We start from the raw sequence: 20,689 nt of genomic DNA, 5'->3' as shown, positions 1-20,689 counted from the left end.
GTACGTCCGGTACCCCTCGCGGACTGGAACGGAAGGCTGTCGCCGCGTGAATCCCTCAGCACCACCACCCCACGACCCCCGGGACCGGCCCGCCCGGCTCACGGTCGGTGTCGTCGGCGCGGGCCGGGTGGGCCCCGCCCTCGCCGCCTCCCTCCGGCTGGCCGGGCACCGCCCCGTCGCCGTGTCCGGCGTCTCGGACGCCTCCGTGCGGCGGGCGGCCGCGCTGCTCCCCGACGTCCCGCTGGTCACCCCGGCCGACGTCCTGGACCGGGCCGAGCTGGTCCTCCTCACCGTGCCCGACGACGCGCTCCCCGGGCTCGTCGAGGGGCTCGCCGAGACCGGGGCCGTACGGCCGGGGCAGCTGATCGTCCACACTTCGGGGCGGTACGGGACCCGGGTCCTCGACCCCGCCCTGCGCGCCGGGGCGCTGCCGCTCGCCCTGCACCCCGTGATGACCTTCACCGGCACCTCGGTGGACGTCCAGCGGCTGGCCGGCTGCTCCTTCGGCGTCACCGCGCCCGAGGAACTGCGGCTGGCCGCCGAGGCCCTGGTCATCGAGATGGGCGGCGAGCCCGAGTGGATCGCCGAGGAGGCCCGCCCGCTGTACCACGCGGCCCTCGCCCTGGGCGCCAACCACCTGGTCACGCTGGTGGCCCAGGCGATGGAGCTGCTCGGCAAGGCCGGGGCCACCGCCCCCGACCGGATGCTCGGCCCGCTGCTGGGCGCCGCGCTGGACAACGCCCTGCGCTCCGGCGACGCCGCCCTCACCGGCCCGGTCGCGCGCGGTGACGCGGGTACGGTCGCGGCCCACGTCGCCGAGTTGCGCGAGCACGCGCCGGGGGCCGTCGCCGGCTACCTGGCGATGGCCCGTACGACCGCCGACCGGGCGCTCGCCCACGGCATGCTCAAGGCCGAACTGGCGGAGGACCTCCTCGACGTCCTCGCGGACGGAGAGCGGCGCGGAGACCCCGGTGCCCCCGGCCCCCGCCCCGGAGGCGGTCCCCGCCCCGGAGGCGGTCCCCGTCCCGGCGGCAGTGGTGACGGCGGCGGCAGCGGTGACGGTGGCCCGGGAGGCGTGCGATGAGCTTCGGATTCGCCCCCACGCGCGCGGACCTCGACCGTCTGCTGGCGGCCCGCGCCGCACTCGGTGACAGAGACGCGGCCGGTGACGGCGCCACCGCCGACAGCGACGCGCCCGCGGGCGGCGCCACCGGCCCCGTCGCCGTCGTCATGACCATGGGCGCGCTGCACGAAGGGCACGCGAGCCTCGTACGGGCCGCCCGCGCCCGGGTCGGCGCGCACGGATTCGTCGTGGTCACGGTGTTCGTCAACCCGCTCCAGTTCGGGGCCGGAGAAGACCTCGACCGCTACCCCCGTACCCTCGACGCGGACCTGAAGACCGCCCAGGAAGCGGGCGCGGACGCCGTCTTCGCGCCGTCCGTGGACGAGGTCTATCCCGGCGGCTCGCCCCAGGTCACGATCGCCGCGGGCCCGCTGGGCGAGCGGCTCGAAGGAGTGTCGCGCCCCGGGCACTTCGACGGCATGCTCACCGTCGTCGCCAAGCTGCTGCACCTGAGCCGCGCCGATGTCGCCTTCTTCGGCCAGAAGGACGCCCAGCAGCTCGCGCTGGTCCGCCGGATGGTCCGCGATCTGAACTTCCCGGTCGAGATCGTCGGCGTACCGACGACCCGGGAGGACGACGGTCTCGCGCTCTCCAGCCGCAACCGCTACCTGTCGGCGCCGGAGCGCCGTACGGCCCTCGCCCTGTCCCGGGCGCTGTTCGCCGCGCGGGACCGGCTGGGCGCCCAGCACGCGCTGCGCGCCCGCGCCGCCTCCGCGCCGGCGGTCGCGTCCAGGCGCGCCGCCGCGCTCTCCGCCCTCGGGGAGTCCCGGCTGGCGGCCGACGTGCACGCGGTGGCGGCGAGCCGGGAACCGGTGGGTCCGTGCGGGGCCGATGCCGTACGGGAGGCCGCCCGGGCCGTCCTGGCGGAGGCGGCCGGCGCCAACCCGCCGCTCCGCCTCGAATACCTGGCTCTCGTCGACCCCGGCGACTTCACCGAGGTCCCCGACGGCTACACGGGCGACGCGATCCTCGCCGTCGCCGCACGCGTCGGTGGCACTCGGCTGATCGACAACATCCCGCTGACGTTCGGAGCCTCCCAGTGACCGGAACGGCAGGAGCGGTGCCGCAGCCCATCGGCGGCGACAGCGGCCGTACGCATGAAAGCAGCGGCCCCGCGCACGACAGCGGCCGTACGCACGACAGCGGTGCTCTCACGACCGGCGACCGCGGTGGCCGTACGACCGGCGGCAGCGGTCGCACCGCCGGCGACAGCGGCCGGATACGGCTGGCGGCGCCCGCGCCCGGCTGGTCCATCGAGGCGGACGTCGTCGTGGTCGGCTCCGGCGTCGCCGGTCTCACCGCCGCCCTGCGCTGCACCGCCGCCGGCCTGCGGACGGTCGTCGTCACCAAGGCCCGCCTCGACGACGGTTCCACCCGCTGGGCCCAGGGCGGCATAGCGGCGGCCCTCGGGGAGGGCGACACGCCCGCGCAGCACCAGGAGGACACCCTGGTCGCGGGCGCCGGGCTGTGCGACGAGGAGGCGGTACGCCTGCTCGTCACGGAGGGTCCGGCGGCCGTCCGGCGGCTGATCGCCAGCGGCGCCCGGTTCGACACCTCCGCCGCCGGTGAGCTCCAGCTGACCCGCGAGGGCGGCCACCACCGCCGCCGCATCGCCCACGCGGGAGGCGACGCGACCGGCGCCGAGATCTCCCGCGCGCTGGTCGCGGCGGTCCGCGAGGCGGCGCTCCGGACGATCGAGAACGCGCTGGTCCTGGACCTCCTCACGGACGACCGCGGCCGTACCCGCGGCGTCACCCTGCACGTCATGGGCGAGGGGCAGCACGACGGCGTCGGCGCCGTCCACGCCCCCGCCGTCGTCCTCGCCACCGGGGGCATGGGCCAGGTCTTCTCCGCGACCACGAACCCGGCGGTCTCGACGGGCGACGGGGTGGCGCTGGCGCTGCGCGCGGGGGCCGAGGTCTCGGACCTGGAATTCGTCCAGTTCCATCCGACGGTGCTGTTCCTGGGGGCCGGGGCGGAGGGCCAGCAGCCGCTGGTCTCGGAGGCGGTACGGGGCGAGGGCGCCCACCTCGTGGACGCCGACGGCGTCCGGTTCATGGCGGGACAGCACGAACTGGCGGAGCTGGCGCCCCGGGACGTCGTCGCCAAGGCGATCACGCGCCGGATGCGCGAGCGGGGCGCCGAGCACATGTACCTGGACGCGCGGCACTTCGGCGCACGCATGTGGGAGAGCCGTTTCCCGACGATCCTGGCCGCCTGCCGGGCCCACGGCATCGATCCGGTGACGCAGCCCATACCCGTGGCCCCGGCCGCCCACTACGCGTCCGGCGGTGTCCGTACGGATCTGAGCGGCCGGACCACCGTGCCGGGGCTCTACGCGTGCGGCGAGGTGGCCTGCACCGGCGTGCACGGCGCGAACCGGCTTGCCTCGAACTCCCTCCTGGAGGGGCTGGTCTTCGCCGAGCGCATCGCGGCGGACATCGCCGACGCGGACGTCGCGCGCGGGGGAGAAGAGGGAGAAGCGGCGCCACCGGAGGTGCGGCACGACGGACCGACCCCGGTTCCGGTCACGCCGAGCGCCCCGGCCACGTCGAGCACCACCCCGGTCACCCCGGTCACGCCGAGCACTCCGGTCACCCCGGTCACGCCGAGCACTCCGGTCACCCCGGTCACGCTGAGCACTCCGGTCACCCCGGTCACGCCGAGCACTCCGGTCACGCCGAGCACTTCGATCACTTCGGCCCCGGCGCTCGAACTGCCGCTGATCCCGCCCGACGCCCGCGCCCGCATCCAGCGGATCATGTCGCGTGGCGCGGGCGTCCTGCGCTCGGCCCACAGTCTCCGGGAGGCGGCTCAGGCGCTGGCGGCCGTCCAGGCGGCCGCCGACGAGGCCGCGCGGGGCGAGGCGGCCCACGAAAGCACCAAGGGCAAGCCCGCCGTTCCCGGCGTCGACTCGTGGGAGACCACCAACCTCCTCTGTGTGGCGCGGGTGCTGGTCGCCGCCGCGGCGGAGCGTACGGAGACCCGTGGCTGCCACTGGCGCGAGGACCGGCCCGAGCGTGACGACGCCGACTGGCAGCGTCATCTCGTCGTCCGTCTGGCGCCGGGTACGGCGGCCGAGCAGCCCGCCGAGCCGGACGCCCGCCCCGGTCCCGGGCTCCGTCCCGCGCTCCGGCGCACGCGTACAGCCGCGTTCCCGCCCGTGCGCCCCGCCTTCGTCCCCGCCCTCCCCTTCGTCCCCGTAACCCCCCGCCCCGACGCCCCCAGGGAGCCGTAACCGTGAGCACGCCCGAAGACATCCCGCACGCGGAGCGCGTGGACGTACCGCTGATCCAGATCGGCGCCGCCGCCTCCGCCGCGGCCACGGGCGGCTGCGGCGACGGCTGCGGCTGCTCCGGCGGCGGGGAGGACGGCGAACTGGCGGGCCTCGGCCTGGAGTGCGGGCTCGACGACGCGCTCGCCCGGCTGCTCGTCGAAGGGGGACTGGACCCCGTCGTGGTCGAGGACATCGCGCACGTGGCCCTCCAGGAGGACCTGGCCGGTGACGTGGACGTCACCACCGTCGCGACCGTCCCCGAGGACGCCGTGGCGACCGGCGACTTCACGGCGCGGGAGAGCGGTACGGTCGCGGGCCTGCACATCGCCGAGGCCGTCGTGTCCCTCGTCTGCACCGAGGACTTCGAGGTCGAGCGCCACGTACGGGACGGCGACCGCGTCGAGGCGGGTCAGAAGCTGCTGAGCGTCACGGCCCGCACCCGCGACCTGCTCACGGCCGAGCGCAGCGCCCTCAACCTGCTCTGCCGGCTGTCCGGCATCGCGACCGCCACCCGCGCATGGGCCGACGCCCTCGACGGCACGGGCGCGAAGGTCCGGGACACCCGCAAGACCACGCCGGGGCTGCGCGCCCTGGAGAAGTACGCGGTGCGCTGCGGCGGCGGTGTGAACCACCGGATGTCGCTCTCCGACGCCGCCCTGGTCAAGGACAACCACGTGGTGGCGGCGGGCGGGATCGCCGAGGCGTTCAAGGCCGTGCGCGACCGGTTCCCCGACGTGCCGATCGAGGTCGAGGCCGACACCCTCGGCCAGGTGCGCGAGGTGCTCGACGCGGGCGCCGATCTGATCCTGCTGGACAACTTCACCCCGGCCGAGACGGCTCGGGCCGTGGCGCTGGTGGCGGGCCGCGCGACCCTGGAGTCGTCCGGCCGGCTCAGCCTCGCGAACGCGCGCGCGTACGCCGAGACGGGCGTCGACTACCTCGCGGTGGGCGCGCTGACGCACTCGTCCCCGATCCTGGACATCGGCCTGGACCTGCGCGAGGTCGACGCCTGATGCTGCTCACGATCGACGTCGGCAACACCCACACCGTGCTCGGTCTGTTCGACGGCGAGGACATCGTCGAACACTGGCGGATCTCCACCGACGCCCGCCGTACGGCCGACGAGCTCGCCGTGCTCCTCCAGGGGCTGATGGGCATGCACCCACTGCTCGGCGAGGAGCTGGGCGACGGCATCGGGGGCATCGCCATCTGCTCCACGGTCCCGACCGTCCTGCACGAACTGCGCGAGGTCACCCGCCGCTACTACGGCGACGTACCGGCCGTCCTCGTGGAACCCGGCATCAAGACCGGGGTGCCGATCCTGGTCGACAACCCCAAGGAGGTCGGCGCGGACCGCATCATCAACTCGGTCGCCGCGGTCGACCTGTACGGCGGGCCCGCGATCGTCGTGGACTTCGGTACGGCGACGACCTTCGACGCGGTGAGCGCGCGGGGGGAGTACGCGGGCGGCGTGATCGCCCCGGGCATCGAGATCTCGGTCGACGCGCTCGGCGTCAAGGGCGCCCAGCTCCGCAAGATCGAACTGGCCCGGCCGCGGAGCGTCATCGGCAAGAACACGGTCGAGGCGATGCAGTCGGGCATCCTGTACGGCTTCGCCGGCCAGGTCGACGGCGTGGTGACGCGCATGGCCCGCGAGCTGGCGGCCGACCCGGAGGACGTGACGGTGATCGCGACGGGGGGCCTGGCGCCGATGGTGCTGGGCGAGTCGTCGGTGATCGACGAGCACGAGCCGTGGCTGACGCTGATCGGTCTGCGGCTGGTGTACGAGCGGAACGTCTCCCGCGCGTAGCGCCTCCCGGCGAGGGGCCGTGGACCGAGGGAGCGAGCGCCCGCGCGCCCGCGCCCTGGGCGGCGTCCAGGGCGGCCCAGGGCCGGCCCGGGACCGGCGAGCATCGGGCGGCCACGCCGCCCTCCTGCCCGGGCCGGCCTCGCGCCGGGGTTTCCGTCCCGTGCGTCCGGTGGCGCCGGGCGTCGTGCCCCGCCGCCCCGTCGGCCCGGGCCGACGGTTCTCCCGCGTGCCGGAAAGGCCAGAGGCCCGGAGCCGGCCGCCGTCCCGCACGGGCCGCCGGGGCACGGTCCCGCCTCGCGCGAGGCCCGCCTGGTCGCCGCAGACGAAACGCGCGGACTTATCCGTTAAGACCCTTTCGTTCCCTCGCCGCGTAATCTCGCCGCATGCCCACCCCTCACGGTTCCCACGGCGGCATCACGTTCGGTGCCGATGAGTTGCGGGTGCTCCGCCGCGCCCTCGACGTCGCCCTTCACCCCGCCCCGCTCCCGAGCGAGCACGTGCGGGCCTGCCTGCGGCTGGCCGCGTCCGTGGACGAGGCGGTGCGGGAGGCCGGGCGGCTCAGGGCGTTCCTGGTGGCCGACCTCGCCCGCTACCGCCACGCCCTCCCCGGGTCGGTCGCGGGTTACCTGGAGTTGCTCGGGGACGCCCTGGACGCCGGTCACGTTCCGCTCCCCGACGATCTGGCCGCGCTGCGGGCCCTTGGGGGCAACGCCACCGCCGCGGCCCTCCTCGAGCGCTGCATGAGGCTACGGGCGACCGGGCGCCGTCCCCCCGCGCCCCGTGCCCGGCTGCTCGCTCTGCCCGGCGGCCGCGCCGACGCGGACGACGCTTCGCGTCAGCCGAGGCCGCGTGAGCCGGCCAAGCCGCAGAAGCCGGGGAAGCCGGCGGAGCCGGGAAAGCCGGCCGAGCCGGGGAAGCCGGCCGAGCCGGGGAAGCCGGCCGAGCCGGGGAAGCCGGGAAGGCCCGAGGCGCCTCCGCCGGGCGAACCGGGAGAGCCGAGCGGGCCGCGCGAGCCGGGCAAGCCGGGCGAGCAGGGAAAGCCGTCACCTCCGCGCCCCGCCGCCCCCTCCCGGCCGATGCCCAAGCCGTCCGAGGTCTTCCCGCCCAAACGCCGCCCCGCGCCCCCGCGGGACCGGCTCGCCGACCGCTGTGCCGGCCCGGCCGGGGTGGCGGGCCGGGCCGGACGCGGCCCGGCCGTCTCGCTACTCTGGATCCCATGGACTACGTATCCGCGCTCCTGCCCCCCGTCGTGATGGCCGCGTTCTTCATCGGCCTCGTCAGGACGATCGTCAAGAGCCAGGGCGGCTCCAACAAGACCAAGGAAGACGCCGCGGTCGACGCCGCGTTCGCCCGCGCGGAGGCGGCCCGGAACGGCACCCCGGAGACACCCCGCGCCTGACCCGCCCTCCGCCGGTCCGTCGGCCCCGTTCGCCGCGCGCCCGTACCCACGCGGCCCGGCATCGCGCGCGGTCGCGCGTACCCGCGGTGCGTGCGACGGGCCGGGCGATCCCGTAACGGGACGAATGACACAACAGGACGCGCGACGTCTTCCCGTCGCGCGTCCTTTTTGTTCCGTAAATAACCAGCCATCCAGTCATCTCCTACTATGGTGGGACTGTGCCCCGTCAATTGGGAGACCTGGAAGACGCCGTCATGACACGCGTCTGGCAATGGAACCGCCCCGTCACCGTCCGGGAAGTCCTCGAAGACCTTCAGAAGGAACGGTCCATCGCCTACACCACCGTCATGACGGTAATGGACAATCTCCATCAGAAGGGCTGGGTGCGCCGGGAAGTCGAGGGCCGCGCCTATCGATATACGGCGGTCTCCACCCGCGCCGCCTACGCGGCGGCACTCATGAACGAGGCGTGGTCGAAGAGCGACAACCCGGCGGCGGCTCTCGTCGCCTTCTTCGGCATGATGTCGCCGGAGCAGCGCGGCTCGCTCGCGGACGCCGTCCGTATCGTCCGCGCCGACCGCCCGGAAGGCGGTCCGGAAGGCGGGCCGGAACGCGGACGGGAAGGTGGCGCGGAAGCCCGTACGGAAGCCCGTACGGAAGGCAGTGCGGAAGGCAGTACGGAAAGTGACCGTACGGAAAGTGACCGTGCGGAAGATCTCCGTACGCAAGAGCCGCCGCCGCGAGATGTCGTCCGGGATGCCGTGCGCGATGCCACCGAGGGCGCCGACGTCCCGCCGGAGGCGGGGCGATAGCGTCCAGTCATGTCCTCGAGCCCGTCCTCTCCCAATGCCGCGCGTAATGCCCTCACGATCAGGCGGGCCAGGACCCGGGATGTGCCCGCGGTCCGCCGTCTTGTGGACCCGTACGTACGGCGGGGCATCCTGCTCGACAAAGCGCCGGTGACCCTTTACGAGGACATCCAGGAGTTCTGGGTGGCGGAACGCGACGAGGACGCCCACGTCATCGGCTGTGGGGCCTTGCACGTGATGTGGGAAGACCTCGCCGAAGTGCGCACACTCGCCGTGGATCCCGTGGCCAGGGGCACCGGCGCCGGGCACGAACTCCTGGACAAGATGTTGGAGACGGCCCGCTGGCTGGGAGTGCGGCGCGTATTCTGCCTCACCTTCGAAGTGGAGTTCTTCACCAAGCACGGCTTCGTGGAGATCGGCGAGACTCCGGTCGACCGGGATGTCTACCGAGAGCTGCTGCGTTCCTATGACGAGGGTGTTGCGGAGTTCCTCGGTCTCGAACGGGTGAAGCCGAACACCTTGGGCAACAGCCGGATGCTTCTGCATCTGTGATCGCCGGAACCCACCGGAACCCGTCGGGAACCCTATGTCCGAATCGCGTACGTTTCCCGTCTCGGTGCCCGACTGAACCTCTGCCGGGGGTTTGTGTTTTCAGGAGAAAAGCGGTTTCCTTTCCGCGTACTGCATTTTCGATGAAAGGAAATCCGGTGGCACAGAAGGTTCAGGTCCTTCTTGTCGATGACCTCGACGGTGTCGAGGCGGACGAGACGGTGACGTTCGCGCTGGACGGCAAGACGTACGAGATTGACCTCACCACCGCCAATGCGGACAAGCTGCGCGAGCTCCTCGACCCGTACACGAAGGGCGGCCGGCGGACCGGTGGCCGTGCTTCCGGTGGCCGTGGCAAGGGCCGCGTCGCCACGGGCGGGAACAAGGACACCGCGGAAATCCGCAAGTGGGCGAAGGAGAACGGCTACAGCGTCAACGACCGTGGCCGCGTTCCCGCCGAGATCCGTGAGGCCTACGAGAAGGCCAACGGCTGAGTATTCGTACGCAGCGTATTTCCACGCAGCAGCCGGGCCCGGTGGCACTCGGTGGCCGCCGTGTCCAGGAGTCGTACGAGATCGGGGGCATGACCGCTCCTGCCCCCGTCGCCGATGACGCTGCCGTGCCCGAACGGGGCGAGCGCGGGCAGCTCCGGCACCACCTCACGTCCAGGGCCGGGGGGCCGCAGCCACACGGCGCCCCCCGGACCGGCGACTCGGGGCCAATGGGGCGGCACGGGGGCCGCCGTCCTGCCGTCCGTGCCCAGAGCGGTCAGTTCGAGGGCCAGTCCGCCCCACTCCAGCCAGTCCAGCAGCCCCGGCAGCTCCTCGGCGCTCCCAGGGGCCACCAGAAAGCCCATGCGCCTGCCGTGGAGCATCACGGGGCCGACGGCCGGGCCCATGCGTCGCAGGACGGCCGCGCCCGCGTCCGAGGGCATCTCCAGCACGTCGAAGCGGAACCCCGTCAGCAGCATGGCGGGCGGTCCGGGCACTGTCGGCCAGCCGAACTCGTTCTCGTACCAGAGCGCGCGACCGTCTTCCCCCGGCGGATCGATCGGCGCGACGCGCGGCACGGGCCCCGGCGGCGGCGCCGGCCGGTTCCCGCGCGGCGGGACCGGGGCGCGGCGCGGCGAGGTCGGGCGGGGCGGCGGACCCGGGCGGGACGGCGGGACGGTGAAGGCCATGCACGGAGCAACTTCCCCGCACCCCTCATGGTTACGTCGCGTTCGCGATCGGACGCGCAGCGTTGGTGACCCGGGGCGTACGAGCGTATTCGGGAACGCAAGGATGTTCGCCCGTAGCGGAGGGAACCGGGGCGTGCCGCATGGAGTGTCCGTGCTTGCGGGTAAGACATTCCTAGTGGGAAGGGGCGACACGCGGTGTCGGAGGGCTTCACGTTCGCCATCGGCGTACTGATGGTGCGGGTATCTGTCTGGCCTGCGGGAACATCGTCTCGCACCATCGGGTTGAAGCTGTTGTCCGGCGTTCGGGGCTGGAAGCCTGGGACGGGTAGTCGGCAGTTGGAATGAGCGGTCCCCGCTTGCGGGACTAAGCTGCGGAAGGACAGGGAGGGGACCGACCCCTTTACTGCCTGACCGCTCTGAGGAGCGATTAACGATGTTCGAGAGGTTCACCGACCGCGCGCGGCGGGTTGTCGTCCTGGCTCAGGAAGAAGCCCGGATGCTCAACCACAACTACATCGGCACCGAGCACATCCTCCTGGGCCTGATCCACGAGGGTGAGGGTGTCGCCGCTAAGGCCCTGGAGAGCCTCGGGATTTCGCTCGAGGCGGTCCGCCAGCAGGTGGAGGAGATCATCGGCCAGGGGCAGCAGGCCCCGTCCGGTCACATCCCCTTCACTCCCCGTGCCAAGAAGGTCCTGGAGCTGTCGCTCCGCGAGGCCCTTCAGCTGGGCCACAACTACATCGGCACGGAGCACATCCTGCTCGGCCTGATCCGCGAGGGCGAGGGCGTCGCCGCCCAGGTCCTCGTGAAGCTGGGCGCCGATCTCAACCGGGTGCGGCAGCAGGTGATCCAGCTGCTCTCCGGATACCAGGGCAAGGAGGCCGCCACCGCCGGCGGTCCTGCCGAGGGCACGCCCTCCACGTCCCTGGTCCTCGACCAGTTCGGCCGGAACCTCACCCAGGCCGCCCGCGAATCCAAGCTCGACCCGGTCATCGGGCGCGAGAAGGAGATCGAGCGGGTCATGCAGGTGCTGTCCCGCCGTACGAAGAACAACCCGGTCCTCATCGGCGAGCCCGGCGTCGGCAAGACGGCGGTCGTCGAGGGCCTGGCGCAGGCCATCGTCAAGGGCGAGGTGCCCGAGACACTCAAGGACAAGCACCTCTACACCCTGGACCTCGGCGCGCTCGTCGCCGGCTCCCGCTACCGCGGTGACTTCGAGGAGCGACTGAAGAAGGTCCTCAAGGAGATCCGCACCCGCGGCGACATCATCCTGTTCATCGACGAGCTCCACACCCTGGTGGGTGCGGGCGCCGCCGAGGGCGCGATCGACGCCGCCAGCATCCTCAAGCCGATGCTGGCCCGCGGCGAGCTCCAGACGATCGGCGCGACCACGCTGGACGAGTACCGCAAGCACCTGGAGAAGGACGCGGCCCTCGAGCGCCGGTTCCAGCCGATCCAGGTCGCGGAGCCGTCGCTGCCGCACACGATCGAGATCCTCAAGGGGCTGCGCGACCGCTACGAGGCGCACCACCGCGTGTCCATCACGGACGAGGCGCTGGTGCAGGCCGCCACGCTCGCCGACCGCTACATCTCGGACCGCTTCCTGCCGGACAAGGCGATCGACCTGATCGACGAGGCCGGTTCCCGGATGCGCATCCGCCGGATGACGGCGCCGCCGGACCTCCGCGAGTTCGACGAGAAGATCGCGGGCGTCCGCCGCGACAAGGAGTCGGCGATCGACTCCCAGGACTTCGAGAAGGCGGCCTCCCTCCGCGACAAGGAGAAGCAGCTGCTGGCGGCGAAGGCCAAGCGGGAGAAGGAGTGGAAGGCCGGCGACATGGACGTCGTCGCCGAGGTCGACGGCGAGCTGATCGCCGAGGTCCTGGCGGCCTCCACCGGCATCCCGGTCTTCAAGCTCACCGAGGAGGAGTCGAGCCGCCTGCTGCGCATGGAGGACGAGCTCCACAAGCGCGTCATCGGCCAGAAGGACGCCATCAAGGCGCTCTCCCAGGCGATCCGGCGTACGCGAGCGGGTCTGAAGGACCCCAAGCGGCCCGGTGGTTCGTTCATCTTCGCCGGCCCGTCCGGTGTGGGTAAGACCGAACTCTCCAAGACGCTCGCCGAATTCCTCTTCGGCGACGAGGACGCGCTGATCGCCCTCGACATGTCGGAGTTCAGCGAGAAGCACACGGTTTCCCGCCTCTTCGGTTCGCCCCCCGGTTACGTGGGTTACGAAGAGGGTGGCCAGCTCACCGAGAAGGTGCGCCGGAAGCCGTTCTCCGTCGTCCTCTTCGACGAGGTCGAGAAGGCCCACCCCGATATCTTCAATTCCCTTCTCCAGATCCTGGAGGACGGTCGCCTGACCGACTCCCAGGGCCGGGTCGTGGACTTCAAGAACACGGTCATCATCATGACGACCAACCTGGGGACCCGGGACATCTCGAAGGGCTTCAACCTGGGCTTCGCGGCACAGGGCGACACGAAGACCAACTACGAGCGGATGAAGAACAAGGTCAACGAAGAGCTGAAGCAGCACTTCCGGCCCGAGTTCCTCAACCGTGTCGACGACACGGTCGTCTTCCACCAGCTCAGCCAGGAAGACATCATCCAGATCGTCGACCTCATGATCGCCAAGGTGGACGAGCGGCTGAAGGACCGGGACATGGGCATCGAGCTCAGCCCGGCCGCCAAGTCGCTCCTGGCCCAGAAGGGCTACGACCCGGTCCTGGGCGCCCGGCCGCTGCGCCGGACGATCCAGCGCGAGATCGAGGACGTCCTCTCGGAGAAGATCCTCTTCGGCGAGCTGCGCCCCGGCCACATCGTGGTCGTGGACACCGAGGGCGAGGGCGAGGCGAAGAAGTTCACCTTCCGGGGCGAGGAGAAGTCGCCGCTGCCGGACGTCCCGCCGATCGAGCAGGCGGCGGGCGGCGGCCCGAACCTGACGAAGGACGTCTGAGACGCCAGAAGCGCGTGAAGGCGTGAAGGGGCTGCCCCGGACCGTTCCCACCATGGGAAACGGTCCGGGGCAGCCCCTTGTCGCGCAGCGGTCAGTCGTGGACGGTGAGGCGGTCACCGAGGAGTTCGGCGCCGACCAACTCAAGCTCAAGGGGAACGCCGACGCCCTTGAGCGAGACGTTGACTTCAAGTCCGGCCAGGCCTGCCAGCGGGGTCAGATCCAGCGCGGGGGCAAAGCCGGGCGTCGGCACCAACGCCAGGTCGAGGCGCTGGAGCGAGGGCCAGTCCTTGATGGTTGAGAGATCGAGCGGCCGGGCCGTCTCGATAACCAGTCCCCGGACACGCTCGTGCGGCGGGGGAAGCCGGGGCGTATCCGTTTCGTCCCACCGCCTGGCACACGGCCGCCCGGATCGAATGCGACGCGGACGCGGCGGCAGCAGCAGCGTGCGAACGCGTGAGATACCGAACCTCGATGCACTGTTTCTCACATACGGCCTGAGCCCCGAACTGGCGGAGCTGAACGGCCTGGCGCCCTTCGTCCTTCCCTTGCGCACCGTGCAGGCCCGGGGCTCCGGCCTGCCCACGCCCGGCCGGCTCCCGGCCGTGGCGGGCCTGCTGACGGACGACGCGCCGCCCGGCTGGGCGGTGCGTGTGCTGGAGTCGGGACGGGCCCTGCTCCTGGTGGACGGCGTCGACGAGGTCCCGGCGTCCGAACGCGACAACACACGTACCTGGCTGACGAGTTCGTCCTGGATCCGGGGGAAACCTACGATCTCGCAGTGCGGCAGAGGGCCCGCGGTGGCGACCTCACCCAGGCGGATCTCCGGGAGCGCGACGGCCGGCCAGATGGTCGTCCGACCAGCGCACATCGGCCGGAACCCGGTCGGCCAGCCGCGGATGGGCGACTGCCGGACGGCCCTCCTTCCCGATGACGTGGGCGCAGGTCAGGACGGTGAACGCATCGAGTAACACCCCTGTCCCCTGGGACTCCCCGAAAACCGCGACGACCCGTTCCACGCTCACCGCGCACCGCCCGCCGCGCCCGTCCCGCCGCCGAATCCCGCCGTACTTCCGTGGTCCGGGTCGCCGACCTTCCAGGGCGCGCCGGTGCGGGCGTCGCGCGGGGTGAGGGTGAAGGCGACCTTGTGCGTACGGCCGGTGGCGCGGGTGCCGTCCGCGCCCGCCTCCACGACCCATGCCTTGACCTTGGTGCCGGCCTTGACCTCCTTGCGCAGCTCCAGGGTGAACTCCATCTGGATGTCGCCGACCTCGAAGGACAGCGGTCGGTCCGTGGCGCGCGCGGCGGCGTCGAGGAGCTGGTCGCGTACGGACTGGATGGCGTCCGCCAGTTCGATGCCGTCGAAGTCGTGGTCGTCGTTGGCCATCATTCCCCCTGGTCGAGTCCCCGGCCGAACCGGTTGGGCCCGCTCTCGCGGACCGTGCCGGGCCGGACGTACGGATACGGCACGAAGCGTATGGCGCCGCGCTCCCCGGTTCCACGCGGGACCTTGGTCCCGAATCGGACGGCATTTCCGCCCACCGGCCGTGACAAGGCGCACAGCGATTTCCGGGCCTACTAGTCGGAATAGTCATACGGTCTGGCAATCGCCGGGACTTTCGGCCGTATCGGTGGCGGCTCTTTCCGTGACGGTGCGTCCCCCGGGTCGGTGACGCAGGTCTCACTTCCCCTCCCGTACGGTCCTACATGCCTTTAAAACCGGACATAATCATCGCATTTGCCAACCCTTTAATCGGAAGGGAGTGGGTCGTCAAGAGGCGGATCGTCGTCCGTGTTGTTACGACGGGTTGTCGTAGATAGGTGGTTTTGGGGCGAGATGGAGTCCGGGTTACCAAGGTGTGGCAAGCCCGGTATGTCTGCCGGGTCCATTCATGCCCGGAGGTTTCCTGTATGTCGCTGCGCAACCAGTCCCGTCTGTTCCGTCCGTCCGCCCTGCGTACCCGCGCCGGCGTCGTCGCCGCCGGACTCGGCGTGACGGTGGCGTGCGGGGCCGGGGCCGCGTTCGCCGCGACCGGCGGCGGGCACGCGGCCGTCGCGTCGTCCGCCTCGACCGCGACCTCGACGGCCGCCGCCGTCCACCAGCAGGCCGCCGTACAGGCCAAGGCCGCCGAGAAGACCCACCAGGCCGAGATGAAGCAGGTGAAGACCAAGGCCGCCGAGGCGAAGGCCGCGGCGAAGAAGGCCGCCTCCTGGACCGACCCGGTCAAGAAGTACGCGCTGAGCGCGAGCTTCGGCCGCGGCGGCAACATGTGGGCGCACAAGCACTCCGGCCAGGACTTCGCCGTGCCGGTCGGCACCCCGGTCCACGCCGCCCACCAGGGCACCGTCGTCAAGGCCGGCCCGAACGGCGCCGGTGACGGCCCCGCGTACGGCAACGCGATCGTGATCAAGCACAAGGACGGCACGTACTCGCAGTACGCGCACCTGTCCCAGATAGACGTGTACGTCGGTCAGCAGGTGAAGACGGACCAGAAGATCGCCCTGTCCGGCAACACCGGCAACTCCAGCGGCCCGCACCTGCACTTCGAGATCCGTACGACCCCGAACTACGGCTCGGCCGTCGACCCGGTGCCGTTCCTGCGGTCCGTCGGCGTGAACGTCTGATCCGCGTCGAGGAATGAGTCGAGGAATGACTCGCGTCGACCAGTGACCGGCGTCGACGAGTGACCAAGGGCGCCGCGTGGCCGCGGTGCCGGCGCGAAGCGCCCCGGTGCCCCCGGGGCGCTTCGCGTCACGCCGTACGGCTCGGTGTGTGCGCCTGGGTGATCAGATCGGTGGAGACCTCGAGGATGGCCGCGCGCTTCTCCTCGGGGTCTCCTTCGACGTCCTTGAGGGCCAGCATCCCCGCGTGCATCGTGAACAGCGCGCTGAAGCAGCGCACCCGGTCGGGCATGTCCGCGTCGGGATCCATGACCAGGTCCATCAGCTTCATCATGCGCTGCTTGAACAAGTCGCCGATGCTCAGCTCGCGCACCGTCGCCTGGTTCTCCTGCATGAAGCGGAAGAGCGGCGCCGCGTCCGCCAGCGCCACGCCGTAGCGGCGCAGGATCTCCTTCTTGGTCTCCAGGCTGCTCGGCTGCGCCGCGCCCCAGGCGACCAGTTCGTCCACCGGCCGGCTCAGGTCCTCGAAGAGGCTGATCAGGATGTCTTCCTTGGTCTTGAAGTGGTAGTAGAGCGCCGCCTTCGTGACATCCAGCCTCTCCGCGATCTCCCGCAGCGAGGTCTTCTCGTAGCCCTGCTCGGCGAAGAGCTCCAGGGCGACGTCCTGGATGCGCTGGCGGGTGTTGCCCCGCCGTGGGTGCTGCGTGCTGCTGCCCATGTGCTCTCCCGAGAAAAAACTTACTTGACGACCGGCTAGGTATGGGTCTACCTTCCCCAGTGTAGTGAACTTGCCGGGCGGCAAGTAAGTTCCTGGGTGCTCGACACGGGGTGCTCGGCACCTCGACACCTCGACACGGGGAACGCGATGGGGAGTGCAGGGGAGTGGGGAAGTTGAGTACGACCGACAAGGCTCCGACGGCCGGGGCGCGGGGCGCGACCGGCGAGCGGAAGGACGGCACCGTGCCGGAGCCGAACGGCTCCGGCGCGCAGCCGCGCAGCGTGCGCGTGGTCCTGCTCGCGCTGATGATCTCGATGCTGCTGGCCATGCTGGACAACATGATCATCGGTACGGCGATGCCGACGATCGTCGGCGAGCTGGGCGGCCTCGCGCACCTGTCCTGGGTGGTGACCGCGTACACCCTGGCGACCGCCGCCGCCACGCCCATCTGGGGCAAGCTCGGCGACATATATGGGCGCAAGGGCGTCTTCCTCACGTCGATCGTCATCTTCCTGATCGGCTCGGCGCTCAGCGGCATGGCGCAGGACATGGGCCAGCTCATCGGCTTCCGCGCCGTACAGGGTCTGGGCGCCGGCGGTCTGATGGTCGGTGTCATGGCGATCATCGGCGACCTGATCCCGCCCCGGGAGCGCGGTAAGTACCAGGGCATGATGGCCGGTGTCATGGCCCTCGCCATGATCGGCGGCCCGCTGGTCGGCGGCACCATCACCGATCACCTCGGCTGGCGCTGGAGCTTCTACATCAACCTGCCGCTGGGCGCGGTGGCGCTGATCATGATCTCGACCGTCCTGCACCTGCCGGCCAGGGACCGGACGGTCCGGGCCAGGGTCGACTACCTGGGCGCCGCGCTGCTGACCGTCGGCATCACCTCGATCGTGCTCGTCACCACCTGGGGCGGTACGGAGTACGACTGGACCTCCTCGGTGATCATGGAGCTGATCGCGCTCGGGGTCGTGGCGCTCATCGGCTTCGTCATCGTCCAGACCAAGGCCGCCGAGCCGATCATGCCGCTGCACATCTTCCGCAACCGCAACTTCTCGCTGATGTCGGTGATCGGCTTCCTGACCGGCTTCGTGATGTTCGGCGCGGTGCTGTTCCTGCCGCTGTACCAGCAGTCCGTCCAGGGCGCCTCGGCCACCAACTCCGGCCTGCTGCTCCTGCCCATGCTGCTGTCGATGATGGCCGTCTCGCTGGTCGCGGGCCGCGTCACCACCATCAGCGGCAAGTACAAGGTCTTCCCCATCGTCGGCGGCGGACTGATGGTCGTCGGCCTGTTCCTGCTCGCGCAGATGGACACCGGCACCTCGCGGCTGACCTCCGGGCTCTACATGGCCGTGCTCGGCGCCGGCATGGGCTTCCTGATGCAGATCACCATGCTCGTCGCGCAGAACAGCGTCGAGATGAAGGACATGGGCGTCGGGTCCTCCACCACCACCCTGTTCCGTACGCTCGGCGGCTCCTTCGGTGCCGCGGTGATGGGCGCGCTCTTCACCAGCCGGGTGCAGGACGAGATGGCGGCGCGGGGCGGCGGCGCGGTGACCCAGCAGACCTCGCAGCTGGACGCGGCGAGCCTGGCGAAGCTGCCGGAGGCGGCCCGGGAGGCGTACCAGTACGCCGTGTCGTCCGGTACGCACGCGGCCTTCACCCTGGGCGCCTCGATCGCGGTGATCGGCTTCGTCGCGGCGTGGTTCGTCAAGGAGGTACCGCTGCGGGGCACCGGCCCGGAGAAGCCGGAGGACGCCGCCGTGGCGGACGACAAGATCGCGCAGTCGGTCTGAGCCCGGCCGGGGCGACGGGGGCACGGGACACGGCGGACCGGGGACGGGGGACGGCGCCCGGCCCGCCCCCGTTCCGGCCCCGGCCCGCCCCCGTTCCGGCCCCGGGCAGGCGGCGAGGGCCCCTGACGCGCGGAACGCCGCGCGCCAGGGGCCCTCGCCGTCCGCGGTACGAGCAGAAGCCCGCCCGGGGACCGGACCGGGGCGTCCGGCCATGGCGCGCCCGGCGGGTCACCCGGGTGGGGCCCTACGCCGGGTCCGCGAGCTTGAGTACCGGGAAGCTGCCCGTCGTCGTCGGGGCGTGTTCCGGCAGCCAGAGCACGGCGATCGCGCCGCCCCCGCCCGCCCGCTCCGGCACCCCCGTCGGGGCGGCGTTGCGGAAGGTCAGCCGCGCGCCCAGCACCCGGGCCTGACCCGCCGCGATCGTCAGACCGAGGCCGTGGCCATGGCCCGCGCGGTCGGTCGTGCCCGTACGGAACCGGCTCGGGCCCTCGCGCAGCAGCGCCTCGGGGAAGCCGGGCCCGTGGTCCCGTACGCGTACGACCCGGCCCTCGACGGTGACCTCGACCGGTGCCGAGCCGTGCTTGGCCGCGTTCGCCAGCAGATTGCCCAGGATGCGCTCCAGGCGGCGCGGATCCGTGCAGACCCACGAGTCGTGGACCACCTTGACCTCGACCGCCGGGTCCAGCACGGCCACGCGCCGCGCCACGAACTCACCGAGCGCGAGCTCCTGGAGTTCGGCACGCTCCGAGGCGCCGTCCAGCCTGGCCACCTCCAGGACGTCCTCCACCAGCGTCCGCAACGCCTGCGCCCGGTCCCGTACCAGCTCCGAGGGGCGGCCGGGCGGCAGCAGTTCGGCCGCCGTGAGCAGCCCCGTGACCGGGGTGCGCAGCTCGTGCGCGATGTCGGCGGTGACCCGGCGCTCGGCCTCGATCCGCTCGTTCAGCGCGTCGGTCAGCGCGTCCACCGCGCGGGCCAGCTCGTCCGTCTCGTCCCGGACGACTCCGCCGATGGCCTCCCCGACCCGTACCTCCGTGTTCCCCTGGGCCACCCGGACCGCCGCGGCGGCCGCCTTGCGCAGCCGGCGCGAGAGCTGCCCGCCCACCAGGACCCCGAGCGCGCAGCCGCCGAAGACCACCGAGACCGAGCCGATGAGCAGGGAGCGGTCCAGGTCCTTCATGATCGTCGTGCTGCGGTCGGCGAACTTGCTGTGCAGCGAGAGCACCGAGCCGTTGCCCATCGGGACCGCCGCCCACACGTCCGGCACCCCGCCGTCGCCGGCCTCCTGGACGTAGGTCGCGCGCCGCCCCTGCCGCGCCTTCGCCCGCAGCTCGGGCGGCAGCGCCGGGTCATTGATCTTGGTGCCGAACTTGGCCTCCTTGGTGGAGTCGTACATCCGCTGCGCGAACAGCAACCGTTCCAGCTGCACCTCGCGCGCGTTGTCCAGCATCGAGACCCGGGCCGAGTTGTGCACCACGAGGCTCAGCGCCACGGCGACCAGCGCGCCGACGGCCGCGATCGCGATACTGATCTTCCACCGGACGCCGGTGCTCAGAGCGCGCCGTTTCATACCACTGTCACACCTTGTCCCACCCGGCTCGTCGCCCCCACGGACGCGTCACCGCCCGTGCCGTCCGCGCCCAGCGCGCCCGCGCGCCCGCGTCAAGCCTTGAGTTTGTAACCGAAGCCGCGAACCGTGTCGATCCGGTCCTGCCCGATCTTGGTGCGCAGCCGCTGGACATGGACGTCCACCACCCGGGTGTCCCCGCCCCAGCCGTAGTCCCAGACGCGTTCCAGCAGCCGGTCACGGGAGAGCACGGTCCCGGGCGCCGACGAGAACTCCAGCAGCAGCCGCATCTCCGTCGGCGTCAGCGCCACCGGCGCGCCCTTGCGGCGCACCTCCATCCCCTCCGTGTCGACCTCCAGGTCGCCGAAGGACAGCACGCCCCCGGCGGAGCCACCGGTTCCGTCGGACTCACCGGGATCCCGGCCCGCGTGTCCGAAGCGGCGCAGTACGGCCCTGATGCGGGCCACCAGGACCGCCCCGTCGAAGGGTTTGGTCACGTAGTCGTCCGCGCCGGCCTCCAGCCCGAGCACCACGTCGATGGAGTCCGCGCGCGCCGAGAGCATGATCACGGGCACGGTCGACTCGTCGCGGATGCGGCGGCACAGGCTCACCCCGTCCATGCCGGGCAGCATCACGTCGAGGAGCGCGATGTCCGGCCGGTCGGCGCGGAAGGACTCCAGGCCCGAGAGCCCGTCCGGCATGGCCGTGACCGTGAATCCCACCCGTTCCAGCGCGAGCTGTGTCGCCTCCCGGATGACGTCGTCGTCCTCGACGAAGAGGACATGTGTCTCTGCCATGCCCCGGCTCACTCCGTTCAGTCGTCGTGCGTGTCGGTAGTCGTGTGTATCGGTCGTCGTGCGTGTCTGTCGTCGGTCCGCCGCCGCTC

20 protein-coding genes are annotated in these 20,689 nt (G+C 71.7%); 14 read left to right on the top strand and 6 right to left on the bottom strand.

Annotation, left to right across the window (positions count from 1 at the left end):
- Window positions 1-46: 46 nt before the first annotated feature.
- The 10 genes from ACU6P3_RS14625 (at window position 47) to ACU6P3_RS14580 (ending at window position 9,461) form a co-directional block, all read left to right on the top strand.
- Window positions 47-1,084 carry a Rossmann-like and DUF2520 domain-containing protein gene (locus tag ACU6P3_RS14625; protein WP_447197485.1) on the top strand — a complete coding sequence of 346 codons (1,038 nt, stop codon included), beginning with the start codon at window positions 47-49 and terminating at the stop codon, window positions 1,082-1,084.
- On the top strand, window positions 1,081-2,166 hold the full coding sequence (gene panC, locus ACU6P3_RS14620; protein WP_447197484.1) for a pantoate--beta-alanine ligase: 1,086 nt from the start codon (window positions 1,081-1,083) through the stop codon (window positions 2,164-2,166). Before ACU6P3_RS14625 ends, panC begins: the two co-directional genes overlap by 4 nt.
- 176 nt (window positions 2,167-2,342) lie before the next feature.
- Window positions 2,343-4,361, top strand: coding sequence for an L-aspartate oxidase (locus ACU6P3_RS14615; RefSeq protein ID WP_447197894.1), 2,019 nt, complete (start codon window positions 2,343-2,345; stop codon window positions 4,359-4,361).
- Between the two features lie 2 nt (window positions 4,362-4,363).
- A complete protein-coding gene (gene nadC, locus ACU6P3_RS14610) occupies window positions 4,364-5,413 on the top strand; it encodes a carboxylating nicotinate-nucleotide diphosphorylase (RefSeq protein WP_447197483.1) in 1,050 nt (349 codons plus the stop codon).
- Entirely contained in the window at window positions 5,413-6,210 is a 798-nt protein-coding gene (locus tag ACU6P3_RS14605; RefSeq protein ID WP_030756119.1) for a type III pantothenate kinase, read from the top strand. Before nadC ends, ACU6P3_RS14605 begins: the two co-directional genes overlap by 1 nt.
- A 383-nt stretch (window positions 6,211-6,593) precedes the next feature.
- Window positions 6,594-7,463, top strand: a complete 870-nt coding sequence (locus ACU6P3_RS14600) for a hypothetical protein (RefSeq protein WP_447197482.1) — start codon at window positions 6,594-6,596, stop codon at window positions 7,461-7,463.
- The gene (locus ACU6P3_RS14595) at window positions 7,427-7,609 is read left to right on the top strand and encodes a hypothetical protein (RefSeq protein WP_030756113.1); all 183 of its coding nucleotides are present in this window, start codon (window positions 7,427-7,429) and stop codon (window positions 7,607-7,609) included. The genes ACU6P3_RS14600 and ACU6P3_RS14595 overlap by 37 nt, the downstream gene beginning before the upstream one ends.
- A 254-nt stretch (window positions 7,610-7,863) precedes the next feature.
- A complete protein-coding gene (locus tag ACU6P3_RS14590) occupies window positions 7,864-8,421 on the top strand; it encodes a BlaI/MecI/CopY family transcriptional regulator (RefSeq protein ID WP_447197481.1) in 558 nt (185 codons plus the stop codon).
- 9 nt (window positions 8,422-8,430) lie between these two features.
- On the top strand, window positions 8,431-8,970 hold the full coding sequence (locus ACU6P3_RS14585) for an amino-acid N-acetyltransferase (RefSeq protein ID WP_078855011.1): 540 nt from the start codon (window positions 8,431-8,433) through the stop codon (window positions 8,968-8,970).
- A 155-nt stretch (window positions 8,971-9,125) separates the two neighbouring features.
- The gene (locus ACU6P3_RS14580) at window positions 9,126-9,461 is read left to right on the top strand and encodes a histone-like nucleoid-structuring protein Lsr2 (protein WP_447197480.1); all 336 of its coding nucleotides are present in this window, start codon (window positions 9,126-9,128) and stop codon (window positions 9,459-9,461) included.
- Here the strand turns inward: ACU6P3_RS14580 and ACU6P3_RS14575 are convergent.
- Window positions 9,440-10,036 carry an SCO3374 family protein gene (locus ACU6P3_RS14575; RefSeq protein WP_447197479.1) on the bottom strand — a complete coding sequence of 199 codons (597 nt, stop codon included), beginning with the start codon at window positions 10,034-10,036 and terminating at the stop codon, window positions 9,440-9,442. The genes ACU6P3_RS14580 and ACU6P3_RS14575 overlap by 22 nt on opposite strands.
- A 544-nt stretch (window positions 10,037-10,580) precedes the next feature.
- On the opposite strand from ACU6P3_RS14575, the gene ACU6P3_RS14570 reads away from it, so the two are divergent.
- Window positions 10,581-13,103 carry an ATP-dependent Clp protease ATP-binding subunit gene (locus ACU6P3_RS14570; protein ID WP_344276448.1) on the top strand — a complete coding sequence of 841 codons (2,523 nt, stop codon included), beginning with the start codon at window positions 10,581-10,583 and terminating at the stop codon, window positions 13,101-13,103.
- Window positions 13,104-13,194: 91 nt separating this feature from the next.
- Here the strand turns inward: ACU6P3_RS14570 and ACU6P3_RS14565 are convergent, their stop codons facing one another.
- Window positions 13,195-13,590, bottom strand: a complete 396-nt coding sequence (locus tag ACU6P3_RS14565; protein WP_447197478.1) for a hypothetical protein — start codon at window positions 13,588-13,590, stop codon at window positions 13,195-13,197.
- 58 nt (window positions 13,591-13,648) lie between these two features.
- Here ACU6P3_RS14565 and ACU6P3_RS14560 point away from each other — a divergent pair, with 58 nt between their 5' ends.
- On the top strand, window positions 13,649-14,071 hold the full coding sequence (locus ACU6P3_RS14560; protein ID WP_447197477.1) for a hypothetical protein: 423 nt from the start codon (window positions 13,649-13,651) through the stop codon (window positions 14,069-14,071).
- Between the two features lie 50 nt (window positions 14,072-14,121).
- Here ACU6P3_RS14560 and ACU6P3_RS14555 read toward each other — a convergent pair whose 3' ends face one another.
- On the bottom strand, window positions 14,122-14,490 hold the full coding sequence (locus tag ACU6P3_RS14555) for a trypco2 family protein (RefSeq protein ID WP_447197476.1): 369 nt from the start codon (window positions 14,488-14,490) through the stop codon (window positions 14,122-14,124).
- A gap of 521 nt (window positions 14,491-15,011) precedes the next feature.
- Here ACU6P3_RS14555 and ACU6P3_RS14550 point away from each other — a divergent pair.
- The gene (locus ACU6P3_RS14550) at window positions 15,012-15,725 is read left to right on the top strand and encodes a M23 family metallopeptidase (RefSeq protein WP_447197475.1); all 714 of its coding nucleotides are present in this window, start codon (window positions 15,012-15,014) and stop codon (window positions 15,723-15,725) included.
- A gap of 127 nt (window positions 15,726-15,852) precedes the next feature.
- On the opposite strand, the gene ACU6P3_RS14545 is transcribed toward ACU6P3_RS14550, so the two are convergent.
- On the bottom strand, window positions 15,853-16,440 hold the full coding sequence (locus ACU6P3_RS14545; protein ID WP_447197474.1) for a TetR/AcrR family transcriptional regulator: 588 nt from the start codon (window positions 16,438-16,440) through the stop codon (window positions 15,853-15,855).
- Window positions 16,441-16,682: 242 nt separating this feature from the next.
- Between ACU6P3_RS14545 and ACU6P3_RS14540 the strand changes: the two genes are divergently transcribed.
- The gene (locus tag ACU6P3_RS14540) at window positions 16,683-18,239 is read left to right on the top strand and encodes an MDR family MFS transporter (protein WP_447197893.1); all 1,557 of its coding nucleotides are present in this window, start codon (window positions 16,683-16,685) and stop codon (window positions 18,237-18,239) included.
- 244 nt (window positions 18,240-18,483) lie between these two features.
- Here ACU6P3_RS14540 and cseC read toward each other — a convergent pair whose 3' ends face one another.
- The gene (cseC, locus tag ACU6P3_RS14535; RefSeq protein WP_447197473.1) at window positions 18,484-19,806 is read right to left on the bottom strand and encodes a two-component system sensor histidine kinase CseC; all 1,323 of its coding nucleotides are present in this window, start codon (window positions 19,804-19,806) and stop codon (window positions 18,484-18,486) included.
- Window positions 19,807-19,898: 92 nt separating this feature from the next.
- A complete protein-coding gene (gene cseB, locus ACU6P3_RS14530; RefSeq protein WP_447197472.1) occupies window positions 19,899-20,600 on the bottom strand; it encodes a two-component system response regulator CseB in 702 nt (233 codons plus the stop codon).
- Window positions 20,601-20,689 lie beyond the last annotated feature (89 nt).

This window comes from Streptomyces hebeiensis, from assembly GCF_052983195.1.
Note: the sequence above shows the minus strand (reverse complement) of the source record. Positions and strands in the feature narration are given on the sequence as shown.